Annotated in this window: 19 protein-coding genes; 5 read left to right on the plus strand and 14 right to left on the minus strand. The window is 58.2% G+C overall.

Annotation, left to right across the window (positions count from 1 at the left end):
- The first annotated feature begins 72 nt into the window (after positions 1-72).
- Positions 73-1,590: a malonate--CoA ligase gene (locus ACR0AW_RS08625; protein ID WP_170732590.1), complete on the plus strand. Its 1,518-nt coding sequence runs from the start codon at positions 73-75 to the stop codon at positions 1,588-1,590.
- A gap of 3 nt (positions 1,591-1,593) precedes the next feature.
- Here ACR0AW_RS08625 and ACR0AW_RS08630 read toward each other — a convergent pair whose 3' ends face one another.
- The 11 genes from ACR0AW_RS08630 to glyA form a co-directional block, all read right to left on the minus strand.
- Positions 1,594-2,322 (minus strand): metallophosphoesterase family protein, encoded by a 729-nt coding sequence (locus tag ACR0AW_RS08630; RefSeq protein ID WP_170732591.1) that lies wholly within the window; start codon positions 2,320-2,322, stop codon positions 1,594-1,596.
- 124 nt (positions 2,323-2,446) lie between these two features.
- Positions 2,447-4,042 (minus strand): phosphoglycerate dehydrogenase, encoded by a 1,596-nt coding sequence (serA, locus tag ACR0AW_RS08635; RefSeq protein ID WP_170399107.1) that lies wholly within the window; start codon positions 4,040-4,042, stop codon positions 2,447-2,449.
- Between the two features lie 58 nt (positions 4,043-4,100).
- Entirely contained in the window at positions 4,101-5,255 is a 1,155-nt protein-coding gene (locus tag ACR0AW_RS08640) for a phosphoserine transaminase (RefSeq protein ID WP_170732592.1), read from the minus strand.
- Between the two features lie 198 nt (positions 5,256-5,453).
- Positions 5,454-8,309 (minus strand): aminomethyl-transferring glycine dehydrogenase, encoded by a 2,856-nt coding sequence (gene gcvP, locus ACR0AW_RS08645; protein ID WP_170776273.1) that lies wholly within the window; start codon positions 8,307-8,309, stop codon positions 5,454-5,456.
- Positions 8,310-8,420: 111 nt separating this feature from the next.
- Positions 8,421-8,786, minus strand: coding sequence for a glycine cleavage system protein GcvH (gene gcvH, locus ACR0AW_RS08650; RefSeq protein WP_170393732.1), 366 nt, complete (start codon positions 8,784-8,786; stop codon positions 8,421-8,423).
- A gap of 17 nt (positions 8,787-8,803) precedes the next feature.
- On the minus strand, positions 8,804-9,898 hold the full coding sequence (gcvT, locus tag ACR0AW_RS08655) for a glycine cleavage system aminomethyltransferase GcvT (protein WP_170732594.1): 1,095 nt from the start codon (positions 9,896-9,898) through the stop codon (positions 8,804-8,806).
- Between the two features lie 16 nt (positions 9,899-9,914).
- Positions 9,915-10,337, minus strand: a complete 423-nt coding sequence (locus tag ACR0AW_RS08660; RefSeq protein ID WP_170776276.1) for a universal stress protein — start codon at positions 10,335-10,337, stop codon at positions 9,915-9,917.
- 75 nt (positions 10,338-10,412) lie between these two features.
- Positions 10,413-11,786 (minus strand): alanine/glycine:cation symporter family protein, encoded by a 1,374-nt coding sequence (locus ACR0AW_RS08665; protein WP_170393738.1) that lies wholly within the window; start codon positions 11,784-11,786, stop codon positions 10,413-10,415.
- Between the two features lie 25 nt (positions 11,787-11,811).
- A complete protein-coding gene (gene lipA, locus ACR0AW_RS08670; RefSeq protein WP_170732596.1) occupies positions 11,812-12,756 on the minus strand; it encodes a lipoyl synthase in 945 nt (314 codons plus the stop codon).
- 14 nt (positions 12,757-12,770) lie between these two features.
- Positions 12,771-14,150 (minus strand): dihydrolipoyl dehydrogenase, encoded by a 1,380-nt coding sequence (gene lpdA / locus ACR0AW_RS08675; protein ID WP_170732597.1) that lies wholly within the window; start codon positions 14,148-14,150, stop codon positions 12,771-12,773.
- Between the two features lie 11 nt (positions 14,151-14,161).
- Positions 14,162-15,415 (minus strand): serine hydroxymethyltransferase, encoded by a 1,254-nt coding sequence (gene glyA / locus ACR0AW_RS08680; RefSeq protein ID WP_170732598.1) that lies wholly within the window; start codon positions 15,413-15,415, stop codon positions 14,162-14,164.
- 147 nt (positions 15,416-15,562) lie between these two features.
- Between glyA and ACR0AW_RS08685 the strand changes: the two genes are divergently transcribed.
- The 4 genes from ACR0AW_RS08685 (at position 15,563) to ACR0AW_RS08700 (ending at position 18,625) form a co-directional block, all read left to right on the plus strand.
- Positions 15,563-16,165 (plus strand): XRE family transcriptional regulator, encoded by a 603-nt coding sequence (locus tag ACR0AW_RS08685; protein ID WP_170732599.1) that lies wholly within the window; start codon positions 15,563-15,565, stop codon positions 16,163-16,165.
- A gap of 62 nt (positions 16,166-16,227) precedes the next feature.
- Positions 16,228-17,187 (plus strand): dihydrodipicolinate synthase family protein, encoded by a 960-nt coding sequence (locus tag ACR0AW_RS08690; RefSeq protein ID WP_480438916.1) that lies wholly within the window; start codon positions 16,228-16,230, stop codon positions 17,185-17,187.
- On the plus strand, positions 17,178-18,110 hold the full coding sequence (locus ACR0AW_RS08695; protein WP_170732601.1) for a 4-hydroxyproline epimerase: 933 nt from the start codon (positions 17,178-17,180) through the stop codon (positions 18,108-18,110). Before ACR0AW_RS08690 ends, ACR0AW_RS08695 begins: the two co-directional genes overlap by 10 nt.
- The gene (locus ACR0AW_RS08700) at positions 18,107-18,625 is read left to right on the plus strand and encodes a putative molybdenum carrier protein (RefSeq protein ID WP_170732602.1); all 519 of its coding nucleotides are present in this window, start codon (positions 18,107-18,109) and stop codon (positions 18,623-18,625) included. The genes ACR0AW_RS08695 and ACR0AW_RS08700 overlap by 4 nt, the downstream gene beginning before the upstream one ends.
- Here the strand turns inward: ACR0AW_RS08700 and ACR0AW_RS08705 are convergent.
- The 3 genes from ACR0AW_RS08705 to thiB are packed head-to-tail and all read right to left on the minus strand — an operon-like array spanning position 18,613 to position 21,795.
- Positions 18,613-19,305: an ATP-binding cassette domain-containing protein gene (locus ACR0AW_RS08705; RefSeq protein ID WP_170732603.1), complete on the minus strand. Its 693-nt coding sequence runs from the start codon at positions 19,303-19,305 to the stop codon at positions 18,613-18,615. The two genes, ACR0AW_RS08700 and ACR0AW_RS08705, sit on opposite strands and share 13 nt — an antisense overlap.
- Positions 19,292-20,839: a thiamine/thiamine pyrophosphate ABC transporter permease ThiP gene (locus tag ACR0AW_RS08710; protein ID WP_170732604.1), complete on the minus strand. Its 1,548-nt coding sequence runs from the start codon at positions 20,837-20,839 to the stop codon at positions 19,292-19,294. Before ACR0AW_RS08710 ends, ACR0AW_RS08705 begins: the two co-directional genes overlap by 14 nt.
- Entirely contained in the window at positions 20,815-21,795 is a 981-nt protein-coding gene (gene thiB / locus ACR0AW_RS08715; protein WP_170732605.1) for a thiamine ABC transporter substrate binding subunit, read from the minus strand. The genes ACR0AW_RS08710 and thiB overlap by 25 nt, the downstream gene beginning before the upstream one ends.
- Between the last annotated feature and the right edge of the window lie 21 nt (positions 21,796-21,816).

A 21,816-nucleotide genomic window follows, 5' to 3' on the forward strand; every position in this document is an offset into this window, starting at 1 on the left:
GGGCTTTACGCTTCCCCAATTCCACGACAGATTTGCCGCAGAATGTGCGCGTCTGCTGGAAAGGATATCGGGATGGGCAACCCGCTTTATGATCGTTTGCTGGGCATCCATGCAGGCAAGGATACGCCATTTTTGCGCCTTCCGGATGGTCAGACTCTGACCCATGCCGCGTTTCTGGACACGGCGGCCCGTCTGGCGAACGCCCTGACTGGTCTTGAGCTGGAACCGGGTGATCGCGTGGCTGTGCAGGTAGAGAAGTCCGCCGAAGCACTGGCGCTTTATGCTGCCTGCGCGCAAGCCGGGCTGATCTTTCTTCCGCTGAACACTGGCTATACGACGCTAGAGCTGAGCTATTTCATAGAAAACAGCGGCGCTTCACTAGTGGTGTGCGATGAGGCAAACGAGGCAGGGCTTGCCGAGATCGTGCAAAAGAACAATGCCCGGCTTGAAACGCTGAACGCCGACGGTTCAGGCAGCCTGATGCGACGCGCCCTAGGCATGCTTCCGGCCTTTCAGCCGGCCCACCGATCCGAAGATGATCTGGCTGCGTTTCTATATACTTCAGGCACGACGGGGCGTTCGAAAGGGGCAATGCTGACGCAGGCGAATCTGCTGTCGAACGCGGAGACCCTTGTGCAGGAATGGCGATTCACAGATGATGACGTGCTGTTGCACGCGCTGCCGATCTTTCACACGCATGGACTGTTTGTTGCGACAAATGTCGTCCTCGCATCGGGCGGGTCGATGATATTTCTGCCGAAGTTCGACCTGGAAGATATGTTACGCCTGATGCCACAGGCAACGGCGATGATGGGGGTGCCGACGTTTTACACCCGCCTGCTAAGCGACGACCGCTTCGCCCAAGATCTGACTCAGGATATGCGGCTGTTCATCTCAGGTTCAGCGCCTTTGCTGGCAGATACCCACGTTCAATTTGAAGACCGCACAGGTCATCGCATTCTGGAACGCTATGGCATGACCGAGACGAACATGAACACTTCTAACCCCTATGACGGCGAACGCCGGGCGGGAACGGTCGGATTTCCCCTGCCGGATGTTGAACTGAAGGTCACAGACCCCAAAACAGGTCAAACCCTAGCAGATGGTGAGATCGGCATCATCGAGGTGCGCGGTCCCAATGTGTTTCAGGGCTACTGGCAAATGCCCGACAAAACCGCCGCAGAACTGCGCGAAGACGGGTTCTTCATCACCGGTGATCTGGGGCGGATCGATGAAGATGGCTATGTCCATATCGTCGGGCGTGGCAAAGACCTGATCATCTCGGGCGGGTATAATATCTACCCCAAAGAGATCGAGCTGCTGCTAGACGAACAACCCGGCGTGCTGGAAAGCGCGGTAATTGGCGTCCCGCATCCGGATTTCGGAGAAACCCCGGTTGGCATTCTGGTCCCTACCCCCGGTCATACGCCAGATATCGAGGCCATCATGGGTGCGGTTCGGGACGCGCTCGCCCGGTTCAAACATCCCCGCCAGTTGATCCTGCTGGACGAGCTCCCCCGCAACACAATGGGCAAGGTGCAAAAGAACATCCTACGTGACCGCTGCAAAGACCTTTTCACCAAGACCTGATCTTCAAGGCAAAAGCGCAACGCGACCCTTGTCCGTCAACAACCAGCAATCCTGTCCTTCGAGCACCGCAACGCCAACCGGACGGCCATACCCTGCGCCGCTATCCAGGTTGATGCGATTGCCGTAATGCGTTGATTGATCCACCGGCGTATGCCCATGGACGATCAGTTTCGGATGCGGACCTCGGTGGTTGTGAAAGGTTTGCCTGATCCAGACCAGATCATTTTCCCGTTGTTCGCTCAGCGGAATACCGGGCCGAATGCCCGCATGGACAAAAGCAATCTCGCGCGTTTGATGCATGGCGATGAGCCCTTGCAGAAATATCCGATGCGCATCGGGAACCGCACCCCGCGCTGTTGCATGCAGATCCTCGAGCCGTGTCTGCTGATCGAAGAACACGCCATAGCTTTGTAGTGTTTCGACACCACCCAACCGCTCGTGCAGCCAATGATACCCGACCAACATATGCGGGTCGTGACGTGGGACATCTTCGAGGAACCATGAAAACATCCGGTCATGGTTGCCCAGCAGAGTGATCCACCGCTTGCCCGCATCGCGACCAGCGATCAGCCTATCCAGAACGCCCCGGCTGTCGGGGCCCCGATCAACGTAATCGCCCAGATACACGATCTCGACATCGGCGCCGCCATCGCGTTCGATCAGCGCCAAGGAGCGCTCGAACTCATCCACGCGGCCGTGCAAATCTCCAATTGCGTAGATCGGATTGGTCATCAGCTTCCCCTCGGGCAATGGTGATTGCCGCACTTCTGGCGCAAAATCAGCACTTTGAAAAGGCGATGCCCACGCTTTGGACAAGCGCGGGCATCAATCTGTCACAGAAGTTCAACAGCGACCGTTAGGCCACGTCGAACTCCAACGGTTTGATCTGAGTAAACAGACCTGTCTCGGCGAGTTTGGCGCGCGCCTCAGCTGGTACCGGTTCATCAACATAAAGCAACGCAATCGCCTCACCGCCGGCTTCGGATCGTCCAAGAGTAAAGTTCGCGATGTTCACATCGTTCTCGCCCATGGTCTGTCCCAAAGCACCAATGATGCCCGGCACGTCTTCGTTAGTCGTATAGAGCATATGCGCCCCGATCTCGGCATCGATATTGATGCCCTTGATCTGAATAAACCGCGGCTTGCCGTCGCTGAACACCGTGCCACCGATTGAGCGTTCACGCTTTTCAGTCACCACAGTGACCTTGATATAGCCTTCGAATGCACCCGATTTGTCCTGATTGGTGGTCGAGATCTGTATACCACGCTCTCGCGCGACAACCGGGGCCGAGACCATGTTCACCTCGGGATTGAATTTCTTCATGATTCCGGCAACGACCGAACAATTCAACGCAGCCAGGTTCATGTTCGCAGCGACACCGTCATAGAGGATGTTGATTGCCTTGATCGGCTCATCCGTCATCTGACCAATGAAGCTGCCCAGATGCCCGGCCAGCTTGATCCACGGCCCCATGACCTTGGCCTCCTCTGCCGTCACACTGGGCATGTTCAGTGCGTTCTCGACCGCTCCGGTCAGCAGGTAATTCGAGATCTGCTCGGCCACTTGCAGCGCCACGTTCTCCTGCGCCTCAGTCGTGGCCGCACCCAAGTGCGGTGTGCAAACCACATTGGGTAGGTTGAACAGGGCGTTCTCCTTGGCCGGTTCCTCACTGAACACGTCAAAGGCCGCACCGGCGACATGACCCGATTGCAACGCCTCGGCCAGCGCGTCCTCGTCGACCAGACCGCCACGGGCGCAGTTGACAATGCGCACGCCTTTCTTGGTCTTGGCCAGATTCTCACGGCTGAGGATATTGCGCGTCTGATCGGTCAGCGGCACGTGCAGAGTGATAAAGTCAGCGCGGGCCAGAAGCTCGTCCAGTTCGACCTTTTCCACACCCATCTGCGCGGCTTTCTCTTCGCCAAGGTAGGGATCATAGGCGACGACCTTCATCTTCAGACCCAAAGCACGCTCGCATACGATGCCACCAATGTTGCCCGCGCCGATCACGCCCAGGGTCTTGTTGGTCAGCTCAATCCCCATGAACTTGGACTTTTCCCACTTACCCGCATGGGTCGAGGTGCTGGCTTCGGGGATCTGCCGCGCCACGGCAAACATCATCGCGATGGCATGCTCGGCGGTGGTGATCATATTGCCGAACGGTGTGTTCATCACGATCACGCCTTTTTTCGAGGCCGCATCCTTGTCGATATTGTCGGTGCCGATCCCGGCACGACCAATGACTTTTAACTTGTCTGCCTTCTCCAGAATGGTTGGCGTGACTTTGGTGGCAGAACGGATGGCGAGGCCGTCATACTGACCGATCACCTCGGCCAGCTTGTCTTTGTCCTTTCCCAGATCGGGCATGAAATCCACGTCGATGCCACGGTCGCGGAAGATTTGTACGGCGGTTTCGCTCAGCTTGTCAGAGACGAGTACTTTGGGAGCCATATTTTTGGTCCTTGAACATTGTGGAAGGTCCGGGCCGGATGCGGCCCGGTAGAAAAGGTCAGGCAGCTTCGGTTTGCGCTGCAATCTCGGCTTCAAAAGCCCATGCAAGCCAGGGCAGCATCGCCTCGATATCTGATGTCTCAACCGTGCCGCCGCACCAGATGCGCAGACCCGCAGGGGCGTCGCGATAGGCACCGATATCAAGCGCAATGTTTTCGGCCTCAAGCCGTTTGGCGACGGCTTTGGCAAAAACGGCACCATCTTGAATGCGCGTATCGGTGAACTTCAGACAGACCGACGTATTTGATTGAGTCGTCGAGTCTTCGGCCAGATTGGCGATCCAGTCATTTTGGTGGCAGAACGCATGAACCGCGCCAGCATTGGCATTCGCACGAGCAATCAGCCCCTGCAAGCCTCCGACTGAACGCGCCCAATCCAACGCGAAAAGGTAATCCTCAACCGCAAGCATTGAGGGTGTGTTGATCGTCGCGCCGGTGAATACCCCATCAATCAGCTTGCCACCTTTGGTCAGGCGGAAGATCTTCGGCAAAGGCCATGACGGGGTGTAACTCTCCAAGCGCTCGACCGCGCGCGGAGACAGGATCAGCATCCCATGAGCCGCCTCTCCGCCTAGAACCTTCTGCCAGCTGAACGTTGTCACATCCAACTTGTCCCATGGCAAGTCCATCGCGAACGCAGCGGATGTCGCGTCACAGATCGTCAGACCCTGACGATCATCAGCAATCCAGTCGCCATCTGGGACCCGCACACCCGAAGTCGTTCCGTTCCATGTGAACACCACATCGTTGGCGAAATCGACGGACGCGAGATCAACGATCTGCCCGTACTCGGCGGTTTTCACTTCAGCGTCGATTTTCAGTTGCTTGACCACATCAGTCACCCAACCCGCGCCAAAGCTTTCCCAGGCCAGCATTTCAACTTTGCGCTCACCTAGCAAAGACCAAAGCGCCATCTCAACCGCACCGGTGTCCGAGGCTGGTACAATGCCGATGCGATAATCCGCCGGTATGCTTAGAATCTCTCGCGTGCCTTCAATGGCCGCCTTCAGCTTGTCCTTGCCGACAGCAGCCCGATGCGAGCGGCCCAAGGCGGCATCCGCCAGTTTGGTCAGATCAAATGTGGGGGGTTTGGCACAGGGGCCCGAGGAAAAACGCGGGTTGGCCGGCCGCGTCGCCGGTTGTTCGATAGTCATGTGTATTACCCTTCCAGATACACGCCCCTCGTTGGGGAGGGGTGTCCCACGCACAGAGGTATGGGTCGTTTGCACCTGCAGCAAGCGTAAAAGACGCTTCATCAGCGGAAAACGACACTGGAAATGGGCTCAGATCGGAACACAGGTTTCCGATGGGCGAAAACCCCCGCCAGTTGGCGGGGGTTTATTGATTGAGGTTTATTCAGCTGCGTCCATGTATTCGGTCATTGGAGGGCATGTGCAGATGAGGTTTCTGTCGCCATATGCGTTGTCGACGCGGTTGACGGGGGACCAGTATTTGTCGACGCCCATGGAGCCTGGGGGGAAGCAGGCCTGTTCACGAGTGTAGGGGCGGTCCCAGTCGCCGACCAGATCGCGCACCGTGTGGGGGGCGTTTTTCAGCGGGTTGTTTTCCGCGTCGATCTTGCCGTCGATGATGTCCTGTGCCTCGGAGCGGATGGACAGCATGGCGTCGCAGAAGCGGTCCAGCTCGTCCATGGGTTCCGATTCCGTGGGCTCGACCATCAGGGTGCCGGCCACCGGCCAGGACATGGTGGGCGCGTGGAAGCCGCTGTCCACCAGACGTTTGGCAATATCATCGACGCTGACATGGGCCGCCTCGTCCAGCGGGCGGGTGTCGAGGATGCATTCATGCGCTACGCGACCCGTTTCCGAGGTGTAGAGGATCGGGTAGGCATCCTTGAGCCGCGCCGCGATGTAGTTAGCGTTCAGGATCGCCACTTTCGTGGCCTGGGTCAGACCCGCGCCGCCCATCAGCAGCACATAGGCCCAGCTAACCGGCAAGATCGAGGGCGACCCAAAGGGCGCCGCCGAGACCGGACCCACGGCAGTGCCGTATTCCGGGTGGCCGGGCAGATGTTCCTCCAGATGCGCCTTGACGCCGATCGGACCCATGCCGGGGCCGCCGCCGCCATGGGGGATGCAGAAGGTCTTGTGCAGGTTCAGGTGGCTGACGTCACCGCCGATGTCTCCGGGACGCGACAGGCCGACCATGGCGTTCATGTTGGCGCCGTCGATATAGACCTGACCGCCGTGATCATGAGTGATCTGGCAGACCTCCTGCACGGTGGTCTCAAACACGCCATGGGTCGAGGGGTAGGTGATCATGCAGGCGGCCAGATGATCGGAGTGCTTTTCAGCCTTGGCGCGGAAGTCATTCAGATCAATGTTGCCATTCTCATCCGCCTGCACAGGCACAACCTGCCAGCCCACCATCTGGGCCGAGGCCGGGTTGGTCCCATGCGCCGAGGTCGGGATCAGGCAGACATTGCGCTGCCCTTCGCCCCGGGCGAAGTGATAGTTGCGGATGGTCAAGAGGCCTGCGTATTCACCCTGCGCGCCCGAGTTGGGCTGCTGGCTGATCGCGTCATAGCCGGTGATCTGGCACAGCTTGTCGTTCAGATCATCGATCATCTCATGATAGCCCTGCGCCTGATCTTCGGGGCAGAACGGGTGCAGGTTGCCGAACTCGGGCCAGGTGACCGGGATCATCTCGATCGTGGCGTTCAGCTTCATGGTGCACGAGCCCAGCGGGATCATCGCCCGGTCCAGCGCCAGGTCGCGGTCGGCCAGACGGCGCATGTAGCGCGTGATCTCGGCCTCGGCCCGGTTCTTGTGGAAGATCGGGTGGGTCAGGTACTCGCTTTCGCGCAGCGCGTAATCCGGCAGGCGATAGGCCACGTTCGAGCTGTCATCCTTGCGGTCGATGCCGAAGGCCCCCCAGACCGCCTCGATGGTCTCGGGGCGGGTCTGTTCGTCCAGGCTGATGCCCACTTTCGTGTCGCCGACCTTACGCAGGTTGACGCCCCGGGCCACAGCGGCCTCCATGACCGTTTTCTGCAGATGGCCAACCTCAACCGTGATCGTGTCGAAGAACACTTCCGGCTCCACAGCAAAGCCTGCCTCTTCCAGACCGGCAGCCATACGCGAGGTCTTGCGGTGCACCGATTGCGCGATGGCCTTGATGCCGTCGGGGCCGTGATACACGGCATACATCGAGGCAATCACCGCCAGCAGCGCCTGCGCGGTGCAAACGTTCGAGTTGGCTTTCTCACGCCGGATGTGCTGTTCGCGGGTCTGCAGCGCCAGGCGGTAAGCCTTGTTGCCCCGGCTGTCGATGCTGACACCGATGATCCGGCCCGGCATCGAGCGCTTCAGCTTGTCGGTGGTCGCCATATACGCGGCGTGCGGGCCACCATAGCCCATCGGCACACCAAAGCGCTGGGTCGAGCCGATGGCGATATCCGCGCCCATCTCACCGGGCGACTTCAGCAGCGCCAGCGACAGGATATCGGCGGCGACGATGGCAATCGCCTTGTGTTCATGCAGCGCCGCAATCTCGGCGGTGAAGTCGCGCACATGGCCATGGGTGCCGGGGTACTGGAAGATGGCGCCAAAGACCGCGCCCGCATCCAGCGTGTCCGGATCAGCCACCTGCACCTCGATGCCCAGAGGCTCGGCGCGCGTTTTAATCACCGCGATGGTCTGCGGGTGGCAGTTCTTGTCGACAAAGAAGGCCGCGTTGTTGGCCTTGGACCGACCGCCGCGCTTGGCCATGGCCATCGCTTCGGCGGCAGCTGTGGCTTCGTCCAGCAAGGACGCGTTGGCCACGTCCAGCCCGGTCAGGTCGCTGACCATGGTCTGGAAGTTCAACAGTGCCTCAAGTCGGCCCTGGCTGATCTCGGGCTGATAAGGCGTGTAGGCCGTGTACCAGGCCGGGTTCTCCAGAATGTTGCGCAGGATCGGCGCCGGCGTGGTGGTGCCATAATAGCCCTGACCGATCAGCGAAGTCAGAACCTTGTTCTTGCTCGCCACTTCTTTCATGTGAAAGAGCGCATCGCGCTCGGTCATCGCCGGACCCCAGTCCAGCGGCTCTTTCTGCCGGATCGCGGGCGGGACGGTGGCGTCGATCAGCTCGTCTAGCGTCTTGAAGCCGATCACCTTGAGCATGTCGCGCATCTCGGTCGGGCTGGGCCCGATATGGCGGCGGTTGGCGAAGTCATAGGCTTCGTAATCGGTCAGTTTGAAGGCCATGTGTGCGCTCCTCAAGGATAGGTCAGGCCCGGCGGAGACGGCAGGAGCCTCCGGCGGAAGTATTTGGAAACAGATGAAGGGGCGGGGCCGCGCACGGACCCGCCGCCTGAGTTAACCGATGAAGGCCTTGTAGCCGGCCTCGTCCATCAGGTCTTCGAGCTGCGAGGCGTCCGCGATCTTGATCTTGTAGATCCAGGCCTCGCCTTCGGGGTCTTCGTTCAGCGCGCCGGGATTGTCGGCCAGCGCCTCGTTCACCTCGGTGATCTCGCCGTCGACCGGTGCGTAAAGCTCGGACGCCGCCTTGACGGATTCAATCACGCCGATCTCGCCGCCTTTTTCGAACTCGTCGCCTGCTTCCTGCTGTTCCACGAACACCACGTCACCCAACTGCTCGGCGGCGTGTTTGGTGATGCCCAGCGTGGCGGTGTCGCCGTCAACGCTCAGCCATTCATGCTCTTCGGAATAATAGGTTGCCATGTCTCTCTCTCCTGACTTCAACGCTTGTAATTCTGTTTGACGAAGGGCAGCGCCACGATCTCAGCCGGTTGCGGCTTGCCCCGGATGATCAGGTTCACCTTCTCGCCCGGCTCGCCATGGCCTTTGCTCACATAGCCCATCGCCACCGGTCCACCCACCGTGGGGCCAAACACGCCCGAGGTGATCTGACCGATGCTGTTGCCCTCAAGGCACCGCACTTCCACACCCTGACGCGCAGGCGCACGGCCTTCGGGCTTGATGCCCACCAGCTTGCGCGCGGGACCTTCGGCCAGTTCCTTTTGCACGCGGGCCGCGCCCGGGAAACCGCCCTCTTCCTTGCGGCGCTTTTGCATCGCCCAGCCCAGCGAGGCCTCGACCGGCGAGGTGCTCTGGTCGATGTCATTGCCATAAAGGCACAGACCTGCCTCAAGCCGCAGGCTGTCGCGCGCGCCCAGACCGGCCGGCTCGCAATCCTCATGCGCCAGAAAGGCTTTGGTGATCTCGATCGCCTTGTCCTCGGGGATCGAGATCTCGTAGCCATCCTCGCCGGTATAGCCCAGCCGCGAGATACGGCACTCAACACCGTTGATATCGGCAACCGTGGTTTCCATGAACTTTAGATCACGCGCGGCGGGGCACAGTTCGCCCACAACGTTTTCCGCCGCAGGGCCCTGAACCGCCACCAGCGCGCGGTCGAAAATCTCGATCACTTCAACGCCTTCAAGGTGCTCACGCATATGCGGAATGTCCTGATGCCGCAGCGCCGCGTTCACCACCACAAAGTAATGATCGCCCGCATTCGACACGATCAGGTCATCCATGATCCCGCCTTCTGCGTTCGTAAAGAACCCGTACCGCGCCTTGCCTTCCTTCAGCGTCGCATAGGCCTGCGGGCAAAGCGCTTCCAGCTTCTCACCCACATTCTCGCCCCGCAAAATCACCTGACCCATATGAGACACATCAAACACCGCCGCCTTCTCACGACACTGCTTATGCTCCCCCATAATCCCCAAAGGATATTGAACAGGCATCTCCCATCCCGCAAAATCAACCAACTTACCCCCCAACTCAACATGCAAAGCGTGAAGAGGCGTGCGTTTTAATTCGGTCATCAACTTAACCTTTCAATCAGCGGGACTGGTCGCGAACAACCGTGACGGTGCAATGCGCGTTGCGTACGACACGGGCCAGGTTCGGGCCAATCTCATAGTTCGGAAAATCGCCTTTGGTCGAAGCCATGACGATCAGATCAAAACCCTCTTTGTAGGCGAGCTTCAGTATCTCACGATAGACGCTGCCTTCTTCGATATGGATCGCCACATCAGATGCACCGTTGTGATCCAGTATGGCCTGCACCGCATTGCGCACGTGGTCTTTTGCGCCTGCGCCATAGTTGGCGGGCAGGTTCGGCAACTGGATGATCTCAGGAATGACGGCAATCGCGTGCAATTCGGCACTGTAGAACTTTGCTTGTTCTTGTGCGAGCGGCAGGGCGTTCTTCCACGAACGGTCGTCGGTGTGATCAATCGGCAGCAGGATTTTCGTGGCCATCACGTCTCTCCTCGAGAAATGGAATTCTGTTTGAAGCCGGGGGGCCGGGATGGCCCCCCGTATTTTCATCCGAGATTATTCGGCGGGTGTGCCGCCTGGCTCTTCGGACTTGCCACCTGAGGCAAAGAACTCTTTCGTCAGTTTGAAGACGATCGGGCTCAGCAGCGCCAGGGCGATCAGGTTCGGAATGGCCATCATCGCGTTCAGCGTATCGGCCAGCAGCCAGATGAAGCCCAGATCCGCTGTTGCGCCAAAATAGATCATGACGATCCACAGGACGCGGTAGGGCATCAGGGATTTCACGCCCAGCAGGAACTCAACACATTTCTCGCCATAGAAGGACCAGCCTAGAATGGTGGTAAAGGCAAAGATCGACAGAGCGATGGCGATCAGATACCCACCGATACCCGGCAGCGACAGTTCGAACGCGTGACTGGTTAATGCTGCACCGGATTCACCCGATGTCCAGGCACCCGACGAGATGATAGCAAGACCGGTGATGGTGCAGACGATGATCGTGTCGATGAACGTACCCAACATCGCGATCAGGCCCTGGTTGACCGGACCTTTGGTCTCGGCTGCGGCGTGTGCGATCGGAGCGGAACCCAGACCGGCTTCGTTCGAGAAGACACCACGTGCCACACCAAAGCGGATCGCGGCCCAAACGGCAGCACCCGCGAAACCACCTTCGGCGGCCGACGGGGTGAAGGCGTAGGTGAAAACAAGCGACAGAGCGGAGCCGATGTTACCGATGTTGATCAGTAGAACCAGCAGGCCTGCGACGATGTAGGCAATCGCCATGAACGGAACCAGTTTACCTGCAACCGCACCGATGCGGGTGATGCCGCCCAGGATCACGGCCGCGGTCAGAACCATCAGGACAACGCCGGTAACCGAAGTGTTCAGGCCGAAGTTCGACTCCAGAACCTGTGCAACACCATTGGCCTGTACACCGTTGCCGATGCCGAACGCCGCGATTGCGCCGAACAGGGCAAATGCAACACCCAGCCAGGCCCATTTCGCGCCGAGGCCGTTTTTGATGTAGTACATCGGGCCGCCGACATAGTTACCAAGCTCGTCTTTTTCGCGGTATTTCACCGCGCAGACAGCTTCGGCATATTTGGTGGCCATGCCCACCAGGGCGGTCATCCACATCCAGAACAAGGCGCCCGGACCGCCCAGGAAGACAGCAGTGGCCACACCAGCGATGTTGCCCGTACCGATAGTCGCAGATAGCGAGGTCATCAGCGCGTTGAACGGGCTGATCTGGCCCTCGCCCTGACCTTCGCGGCCTTTGAACAGCAGGCTGAAGCCTGTTCCAATGCGCAGGATCGGCATGAACTTCAGGCCGACCTGCAGGAAGAAGCCAACGCCGAGAATGAGAACCAGCATCAGCGGCCCCCACACGACGCCATTGATGGCCCCTACGATTGAATTTAACGCTTCCATGGTTTCCCTCCCATTTGCGTTAGGTTTATGCCCTGTTCGCCAAAGCCCGCTGGCGGGCCTGCTTGAGGGCGGCAAAGTCTTCGTCCGCGTGGAACGATGATCGGGTCAGCGGTGTTGCCGACACGTGCAAAAAGCCCTTAGAACGCGCGATCTGTTCCAGTTGGGCAAAATCTTCCGGTGTCCAAAACCGGTCAATCGGATGGTGTTTAGGGGTCGGTTGCAGATATTGGCCGACGGTTAGGAAATCGACATTGGCCGCGCGCAGGTCGTCCATGACCTGACGGACATCGTCCAGACTTTCGCCAAGCCCGACCATCAGGCCAGATTTGGTAAAAAGCTCCGGGTTCGCGCGTTTGGCATCATCCAGCAGACGCAGCGAGGTGTAATAGCGTGCACCAGGTCGCACAGTTGGATAAAGGTGCGGCACAGTTTCCAGATTGTGGTTGAAAACGTCCGGCGCCGCTTCAAATACGACCTCTGAGGCAGTGCCTTTTCCAAGAAAATCGGGTGTCAGAACCTCGACAGTCGTACCGGGGTTCTGATGGCGCACGGCACGGATGGTCTGAGCGATATGCTCGGCCCCGCCATCTGCCAGATCATCACGGTCGACCGATGTGACAACCACATGGCGCAGGCCTAGCTTCTTGACCGCTGCCGCAACACGGCCAGGTTCATACACATCCAGAGCATCCGGGCGACCCGTTGAGACATTGCAGAACGAACAACCCCGCGTGCAAACCTCACCCATGATCATCATGGTGGCGTGGCGCTTGGACCAGCATTCGCCGATATTGGGGCAGGCGGCTTCTTCGCAGACCGTCGCCAGATCATGCTCGCGCATGAGGCGTCGAGTTTCATAGTATTCAGCGCTGTCGCCCTTTTTCTTGCGAATCCACTTGGGCTTGCGCGGGATGACACTGTCGGCCTTTTTGGCTTTTTCCGGGTGGCGAGGACGAAGCTGGATGGTCATCTGGCTGGTCTTCCTTATGCGTGGATCGCGCGGCCCAGGGCGTCGAGGCAGGCTTCTTTGACGGCCTCGCCCATGGCCGGGTGCGCATGGCAGGTTGCAGCGACTTCGGACACCGTTGCGCCCTTTGTCATCGCCAGAACCAGTTCAGCGATCAGATCGCCGCCATGGGCTCCGCAAATATGCGCACCCAGGATCTGGCCGTTCGGGTCTGCCAGAACCTTCACTGCACCGTCTGTTTCACCGGTCGAACGCGCGCGCGAGTTCGCCATGAAGGCGAATTTGCCGACCGAATACTCGGCACCGGATTCTTTCAGTGCTTCTTCGGTCAAACCAACCGAGGCGACTTCGGGGTCGGTGTACACCACGCCGGGAACAGTGTTGTAATCGACGTGGCCAGCTTCGCCTGCCAGCATTTCTACACAGGCGACACCATCTTCTTCGGCCTTGTGCGCCAGCATAGGTCCGGGAACGCAATCACCGATGGCGTAGATGCCCGGGACAGATGTCTGAAATGCGCCATCAACTTCAATGAAACCGCGTTGGTTCACGGCCACGCCCAGCTCTTCCAAACCAAGGCCACGTGTGACTGGGCGGCGACCCACGGCGATCAACACCTTGTCGGCCTCGATCACATCTTCTTTGTCCTTGCCGACGCGGTCCACAGTTAGTGTCAGGCCAGTATCCGTTTTGTCGACGGATTTCAGTGCCCGGCCCAGCTGGAATTTCAGGCCACGTTTTGACAGCGCGCGTTGCGCCAGTTTGGTAATTTCACCATCCATGCCGGGCAGCACGCGGTCTAGATATTCGACGACCGTAACTTTGGCTCCGAGACGCGCCCAAACTTGCCCAAGTTCCAGTCCGATGACACCGGCACCGATCACCACCAGATGCTCGGGCACACTCTCTAGCGCAATCGCGCCCGTCGAACTGAGGATATCTTGCTCGTCAATCTCAATTCCTGGCAACGGAGTAGGTTCGGAACCAGTGGCAATGAGGATGTTCTTGGCCTCATGGACTTCGTTACCCACCTTGACCTGACCAGCGGCCGGAATACTGGCCCACCCTTCGATCAGATCAACGCCGTTTTTCTTGAACAAAAACACAATGCCCTTGGTCAGGTCGCCTACGATCTTGTCCTTGCGTCCCATCATTGCGGGCACATCGATGCTGGCCCCCTCGACCGCAATACCGTGGGAGGAGAGATGTGCAAGTTCGGCATATTTGGCCGAGGAGGTCAGCAACGCTTTGGAGGGTATGCACCCCACATTCAAACAGGTCCCGCCAAGTGCACTGCGGCCTTCAACGCAAGCGACTTTCAGGCCCAGCTGTGCCGCGCGGATCGCGGCGACATAGCCGCCCGGACCGCCCCCGATGACAATAAGATCGTAAGTCATTTGGTCTTCTTTCAGTAGATCGGGTGGCTTGCGCAGAGCGCGCGGACCTTTTCACGGGTTTCCTTTTCGACGGTCTCGTCACCGTCAGACGATTGTGCCAGCGCGTCCAACACATCACCGATCATGTGGCCAATCTGTTTGAACTCTTCTGGTCCAAACCCACGGCTGCAGCCTGCGGCAGTACCAAGACGGATGCCGCTGGTGACAGTGGGCTTTTCGGGATCACCCGGAACGCTGTTTTTGTTGCAGGTGAATCCTGCACGCTCTAGCGCCGCTTCGGCGTCTTTGCCGGTTACGCCGACTGGGCGCAGATCAACCAGCATAAGGTGGTTTTCAGTGCCGCCCGAAACGATGTCGCACCCGCGCGCCATCATCACGTTGGCCAGTGCCGAGGCACTGTCGACAACGCGCTGCATATATTCTTTGAATTCAGGCTGCAGCGCTTCACCAAATGCGACTGCCTTGCCTGCGATCACATGCATCAGGGGGCCGCCCTGCAGACCCGGGAAAACAGCCGAGTTGATCTTTTTTGCCAGCGCTTCATCGTTTGTAAGAATAATCCCACCGCGCGGACCGCGCAGCGTCTTGTGCGTAGTCGACGTAACAATGTGTGCGTGCCCGATGGGCGAGGGGTGCAGGCCGGTCGCAACCAAGCCCGCGATGTGGGCCATGTCTGCCAGAAGCCACGCGCCAACTTCATTGGCAATGGCGCGGAAGCGTTCGAAATCGATCTTTTGCGAATAGGCCGATGCGCCTGCAATGATCAGTTTGGGCTTTTCGGCTTTCGCCAATTCTTCAACCTGATCATAGTCAATCAGCCCGGCCTGGGTCAGGCCATATTGAACCGGACGGAACCACTTGCCGGACTGGGCAGGTTTTGCGCCATGGGTCAGGTGACCCCCAGCATCCAACGACATACCAAGAATCGTGTCACCCGGGCTGAGTAGTGCCAGCTTAACCGCCCCGTTGGCTTGCGCGCCCGAGTGCGGCTGCACGTTTGCATATTCGCAGCCAAACAGCTTCTTCAATCGATCAATGGCTTCGGCCTCAACCTCATCCACATATTCACACCCGCCATAATAGCGGCGACCCGGATAGCCCTCGGCGTATTTGTTTGTAAGTACGGAACCCTGCGCATCGATCACTGCCTGAGAGACGATGTTCTCGGAAGCGATCAGTTCGATCTGTTCAGCCTGGCGTGTGCCCTCGCGTGCGATCGATGCTGCGATGACGGGATCAGCCTCGGTGAGCGGTTTTGTGAACATGATCTCCTCCTGTAATCTCGTTTCCAGTGTACGAAATTTTGTTTCCTATAGTGGAATTAGTGTACGCAAGGCAACAAAAATTTCATCACAGTAAAGTTGTTTGGCTCGGGGGAAATGAGTAAGCTTTGATAAAACAAGGAGATTCCCATGTCTGAGGACAACCTGAAAGATGGTGCCGGACCGGAAGAACAGGACGAGGGGGCGGCTTTGGGTCGGTCGATCCGGGATGCACGCCGCGCAAAAGGCTGGACATTGGAGGAGGCCGGGCGCGAAGCGGGAATCGGTCGATCAACACTTTCAAAGATCGAAAACAACCAGACACGTCCAAGTTTCGAGATCGTGCGGCGGCTGACACAGGCCTTGGACATGAATACGCCACAGCTGTTCTTGCAGTCCGCCCAATCGGGAATTTCGGGGCGACGTGATTTTACGCCGAAAGGGCAAGGCGAGATAAGAACTACGCCGACCTACATGCACGAATTGCTGTGCTCGGACCTGACCAGTAAGCGAATGCTTCCTTATATCGCGACGATAAAAGCGCGTGACATATCAGAATATGAGAACTGGATCAGGCACACAGGCGAAGAATTCATGTACGTTATCAGTGGCGAGTTGATATTCGTATCCGAGCATTACCGCCCCTTACCGATGAAACCCGGAGATTCTCTGTACTACGATAGCGGTATGGGGCATGGCTGTATTTCTACGAGTAAGGAAGACGCCAGGGTCCTGTGGGTTTCGCTGGAATGACACGTCAGGCCACGGCGCTTTCGCGCAGAATACCAATACCAACCTGAGCAAACGGATATCTCATGGACCGGACTATTTTCACTGGAACTATGCCTGCCCTTATGACGCCGTGTAAGGCCGACAGGACACCTGACTTTGACGCGCTGGTCGAAAAGGGCAAAGAGATGATCGCGGCCGGCATGTCCGCTGTCGTCTATTGTGGCTCGATGGGGGATTGGCCGCTTCTGACGGATGCCCAACGGATGGAGGGCGTGGAACGACTGGTCGACGCTGGCTTGCCGGTTGTCGTGGGGACGGGTGCCATCAACTCGAATTCCGCTGTGGCGCACGCAGCACATGCACAGAAGGTCGGCGCGGCAGGGTTGATGGTTATCCCTCGGGTTCTGTCACGAGGCTCATCGGTTGCCGCGCAAAAGAACCACTTCAAGGCTATTCTTTCTGCGGCACCGGACGTGCCTGCGATCATCTACAACAGCCCTGTCTATGGGTTTGCCACCCGTGCGGATTTGTTTTTTGCACTGCGGGCCGAGCATCCGAATTTGGTTGGCTTTAAGGAGTTCGGGGGCAAGAGCGACCTGCGCTATGCCGCCGAACATATTACATCGCAGGACGATCAGGTCACTTTGATGGTAGGCGTCGATACTGAAGTCTACCATGGGTTTGTGAATTGCGGCGCCACCGGATCGATCACCGGGATAGGAACGGCACTGCCCAAAGAGGCATTGTTGCTTGCGGCGCTTTCGAAAAAGGCAGCAGAGGGACATGCAGAAGCACGGTTGCGTGCGCGCGAACTGGACGAGGCATTTGGCGTTCTGGCAAGTTTTGACGAGGGCACAGACCTTGTTCTTTATTACAAGCATTTGCTGGTGCTGAACGGCGAAGAGGAATACCGCCTGCATTTCAATGAAACCGACGTGTTATCCGACGCCCAAAGAAATTACTGCGAGCAACAGTACAATTTGTTTAAGTCGTGGTTTACCGATTGGGTTCGTCAGGGTGGGGTCATTGCGGAATGCATGTGATTGACAGCCATACCGGTGGAATGCCCACACGGGTCATTCTGGAAGGGGGGCCTGATCTGGGTTCAGGATCACTGGCTGAACGCGCCAAGCGACTGGCAACGGAACATGAGCGGTTCTACAAGTCTGTTCTACTGGAGCCGCGCGGCCAGCCCGGCATGGTCGGGGCGCTCCTTGTCGAACCGGTCAGTGCTGAATGCAAAGCGGGCGTGATCTACTTTGACGCGGATGCGGTACTGGGCATGTGCGGCCATGGGACGATCGGGTTGGGCGTAACATTGGCGCATCTTGGACAGATCGAGGTTGGCGCGCACCGAATCGAAACTCCGGTAGGTGAGGTTAAGATTGATCTGCTGGACGCCAACACCGTGCAGGTCACCAACATTGAAAGCCGCCGCGTTCTTCATTCCGTGACGGTCGAGACTGCAGGGTATGGCCCCATCACCGGCGATGTTGCTTATGGCGGCAATTGGTTCTTCATTGTTGAACCAAGCCCGATCCCGATTGCGCCTGAGAACATTCGCCCGCTGACCGACATGGCTATCGCAATTCGCGAAGCCTGCATTGCGCAAGAAGTTGGCGGGGAAAATGGCGAGCCGGTTGATCATGTGATCTTTCAGGGCACCTCACCGAATGCATGTATCCATAGCAGAAACTTTGTTCTGTGCCCCGACGATGACTATGACCGTTCGCCATGCGGCACCGGCAGCTCGGCCCGGCTGGCCTGCCTCGCGGCCAGTCGGCGCTTGTCCGCTGGAGAAGAAATCGTTCAGGAAAGCATCATCGGAAGTTCGTACAGGCTGTCCTATCAGCCGGGGCAGGGCGGAGGCATTGTCCCCAAGCTAACTGGCCAGGCGCATGTGATGGCAGAGGGTAAGCTCTTCTTTGCGCAGAATGATCCGTTTCAATTTGGTATTGCGCGTTGACGCAGGGAGACGAGCAAGACGGAATCCCATTCGGGCGTTGTGTTCAGAAAATCGTATCAGGTGGACAAACCGGCGTAGACACTGCCGCATTGGAGTTTGCCCGCGCAAACGGCATCCCTTACGGCGGCTGGGTGCCGAAGGGCCGAACCAATGAGGATGGGCTGATTCCGGCGCATCTCAGCGGGCTTGTTGAAACGAAGTCTGAAGATGTCGCTGAACGGACAAGGCTCAACGTCTTTGCGAGTGACGCCACGCTTGTTTTTATCGACGGATCAGACAGTCCCGGCACACTGAAAACGGTTGAGTTTGCGGTTGATGCTGAAAAACCGCATCTGGTGGTGGACATCAGAAAAGGAGAGGCCAATTGCGCGCTACAGGTGCGGGATTGGCTGAGCGCCAACCCTGTTACTGTTCTGAACATTGCAGGCCCGCGCGCTTCGGAGGCCCCCGAGATTGGTCCGCGTGTGCACGAGGTGCTGGACGCTTGTCTGGATCAGTTCATTCAGCCCAAATAATCGCGCAGCGCTGGCGGAGGATTGTTGAAGAGTGTCTCGGTCTCAGCAGGTGGATGTGCGATTTGATCCGCAACCAATACGGTTTGGTCGGTTATCCGAAGCGCATCCCGTGGGTCGTGGCTGACCATAAGCAGGGTGGTTTTGGTCTCGGCGACTAATTCAGCGACCAGATCGAGCATCTCTGTTTTCAGGGCAGGGCCAAGGGCGGCGAAAGGTTCGTCGAGCAATAACACCTGACGCTTTTGCACAAGGATCCTCGCCAGCGCCACGCGGCTTTGCTGACCACCTGACAATTCGGCGGGCTTTCTGGCCGCCATTCCCTGCAGGCCAACTCGGCCGAGGGCCGATTGAATGTGGTGTTGGTCGTCTGCGGTCAAACCTCCATTGGGCCTTAGGCCCAGGGCGACATTCTGTTTGGCGCTCAGGTGAGGAAACAGGTTTCCGTCCTGAAACAGCATTGCCATCGGTCGACTGCCTGGTGGTAATGTCGATAGGTCATGATCCTTCCAGTGGATGTGCCCACTTCTCAGGTCTCGAAAACCCGCGATAGTTTCAAGAAGTGTTGATTTTCCTGCCCCCGACGGACCGATGATCGCAACGCTGGATCCGGCCTTGACTTCAAAGTCAGCGCTTAATTGGAAGTCGCCATTTGCAATGATGCAATTGTCAAGCTTCAGCATGCCAGCGACCCCCTCGATCCAGAACCCAGAAAACACTCATCGATAGTATAAGCAGCAGCAGCGCGCCTCCTGCTGCGGCCTGCATCTGGTAGGCGCCCATCAGGCGGTAGATTTGCAGGGGCAGCGTTGCGATCTGCGCATCTGCAAACAGGGCGATCACACCCAGATCACCCATGGACAGTGCCGCCGTCAGGCCCGCGGCAAAACCGATCTGGGGCCGCAGGCGCGGAAGCATGACACGCAGGAAGAAGGACCAGTTGTTCATGTTCAGGGCCAACGCCAACCGCCCGTGCCGTTCCAACACATCGCGCGCTGCGGGAACCAAAATTCGAAGGGCGAAGGGCAAGGCCATGACCGCATTCACAAGCGCGGTTACCGGCAACGCAAGAGTTGTAGGATTGGCCAGCGGGCGGATCAGAATAAAGAGACCCGTACCAATGACCAAGGGCGAGGCGGCGAGGCCAAGAAGTCCGCCAAGTTCGACGATGCCGAACCGGCCTGTCGCGACGGCTGTCGCCATGGGCAGTGCCAGCAGTAATAGGAGCATGGTACTGGCGGCGGCAACACAGATTGAAATTATAGCGGCACGGAACACCAAAACCGGCATCTCAAACAGTCCAGCGATACCCGAAATCGTGACGGATGCCAGAGGTAGCAGCAGGAACGCGGCGGCGGTGATAATCCAAAACGCATCCAGCAGTGGTCCTCGGCCATCCCAGCGCCGGATCTCACGATTCAGGCCGGTACCGAACCCGTCGCCGCGCGAGAACTTTAAGGCTGCCAACGCAGCCGCTGCAGTCAGGACAAGTTGCAAAGCGGATAATAAGGCGGCGCGCCCTAAGTCAAAATCATATGTAAAGGCCTGATAGATCGCGAGTTCAATCGTGGTGGCGCGCGGCCCTCCACCCAGCGTCAGGGCGACCGCAAAACTGGTCAGGCAAATGGCGAAGATCACGGCCAACACTCCGGGCAGAATGCGGCGTAGCATTGGCAGTTCGATCAAACGGAACATTGCCATTCCTTCGCACCCAAGTTGGGCCGTTAGCCGGAAACGCTCGGCAGGGATCTCCTGCCAACCCTGCAAGATCAGGCGTGTTGCCAGAGGTAGATTGAAAAATACGTGGGCCAGAACGACACCGTGCAGCCCATAGATTCGAATGGGCGGCAGACCGAAATAGCCCAACGCGTCCGAGATCCATCCTGCCCGGCCAAAGACCTGAAGCAATCCCAGAATGGCGACGATGACCGGCAGGATGAAAGGTGCGCCCAACAGCGTGATAAGGACGCGCCTACCGGTGAACCGGCGGCGGGCCAGCGCGCGGGCGACCGGAATAGCCAGACCAGCGCTGAACACTGCAGAGAGTGTTGCTTGCAACAGGGTGAAGCGTAAGGCTGCCCAGTCGGCTGGACCAAACCCGCCGCCTGCATCTGCCCGCACCGCCACCATGAACAACGTGCCCAATATCAGTGCGGCAACGATGGCCGCCGCACTGACACCGGGAAGTGGGTTTACTGGCTGAGTGCGCCCAACCATTCCGAAAGCGCCTGTTCCCGCGCAATGGCGGCTTGGTCCTGATCAAACAGCAGAGACTTCTGAGGGATCGTTAGAGTTTCAAAACCTTCGGGCAGACCGGAAGATGGAGTTACGGCAGGGTACATCCAGTTGGTCGTTGGAATGATCGTCTGAAACGCGTCAGACACCATGAATTTCAGAAACTGATCTGCCAGCTCGGGCTGATCGGAATTGGCTAGCTTGGCCGCAACCTCGACCTGCATATAATGGCCTTCGTCAAAGGCTGCCGCTGCTTTGTTGGCATCTTCCTCGGCAATCAGGTGATAGGCTGGCGAGGTCGTATAGCTTAGAACCATGTCGGCCTCACCTTCAAGGAACAAGCCATATGACTCGGACCAGCCCTTGGTCACCGTCACGATATTGTCAGCAAGGTCAGCCCAGATTTCTTGGGCTTCATCGCGATACGCGGCCTTGACCCACAGCAGAAGACCCAGCCCCGGTGTCGATGAACGCGGATCCTGAATGATGATCTTGATGTCACTATCTGCCAACTCTCGGAAGCTGGTAGGAGCGGCAAAATCTGCATTGTGAACAAATGCAAAGTAACCCCAGTCGTAGGGGGCAAAAACTGTGTCGGTCCACTCGATGGGCAGTGCATACTCGGCAGTGACTGAATGAGGTGCAAACAGGCCGGTTTCTTTAGCTGCCGATATCAAGTTGGTATCCAAACCCAATACAATATCGGCGTCGCTGTTTTCGCCTTCCAGCCGGATGCGTGACAGCAGTGCCGCGCCATCTTCGACGCCGACAAGGTTCAGGTCGCATTCGCATTGCGCTTCAAACGCCTCTTCGACCTTCGGGCCGGGGCCCCAGTCCGAAACGAAGCTGTCGTAAGTATATACGGTCAACGTGGGCTTATCGGCTGCCACAGCCGAAGTCGCAGTCAGTATTCCCGCAGCAATTGCCAGATGTTTCATATCATCCTCCAATGCGGCGAG

The organism is Ruegeria sp. C5 (assembly GCF_056537605.1).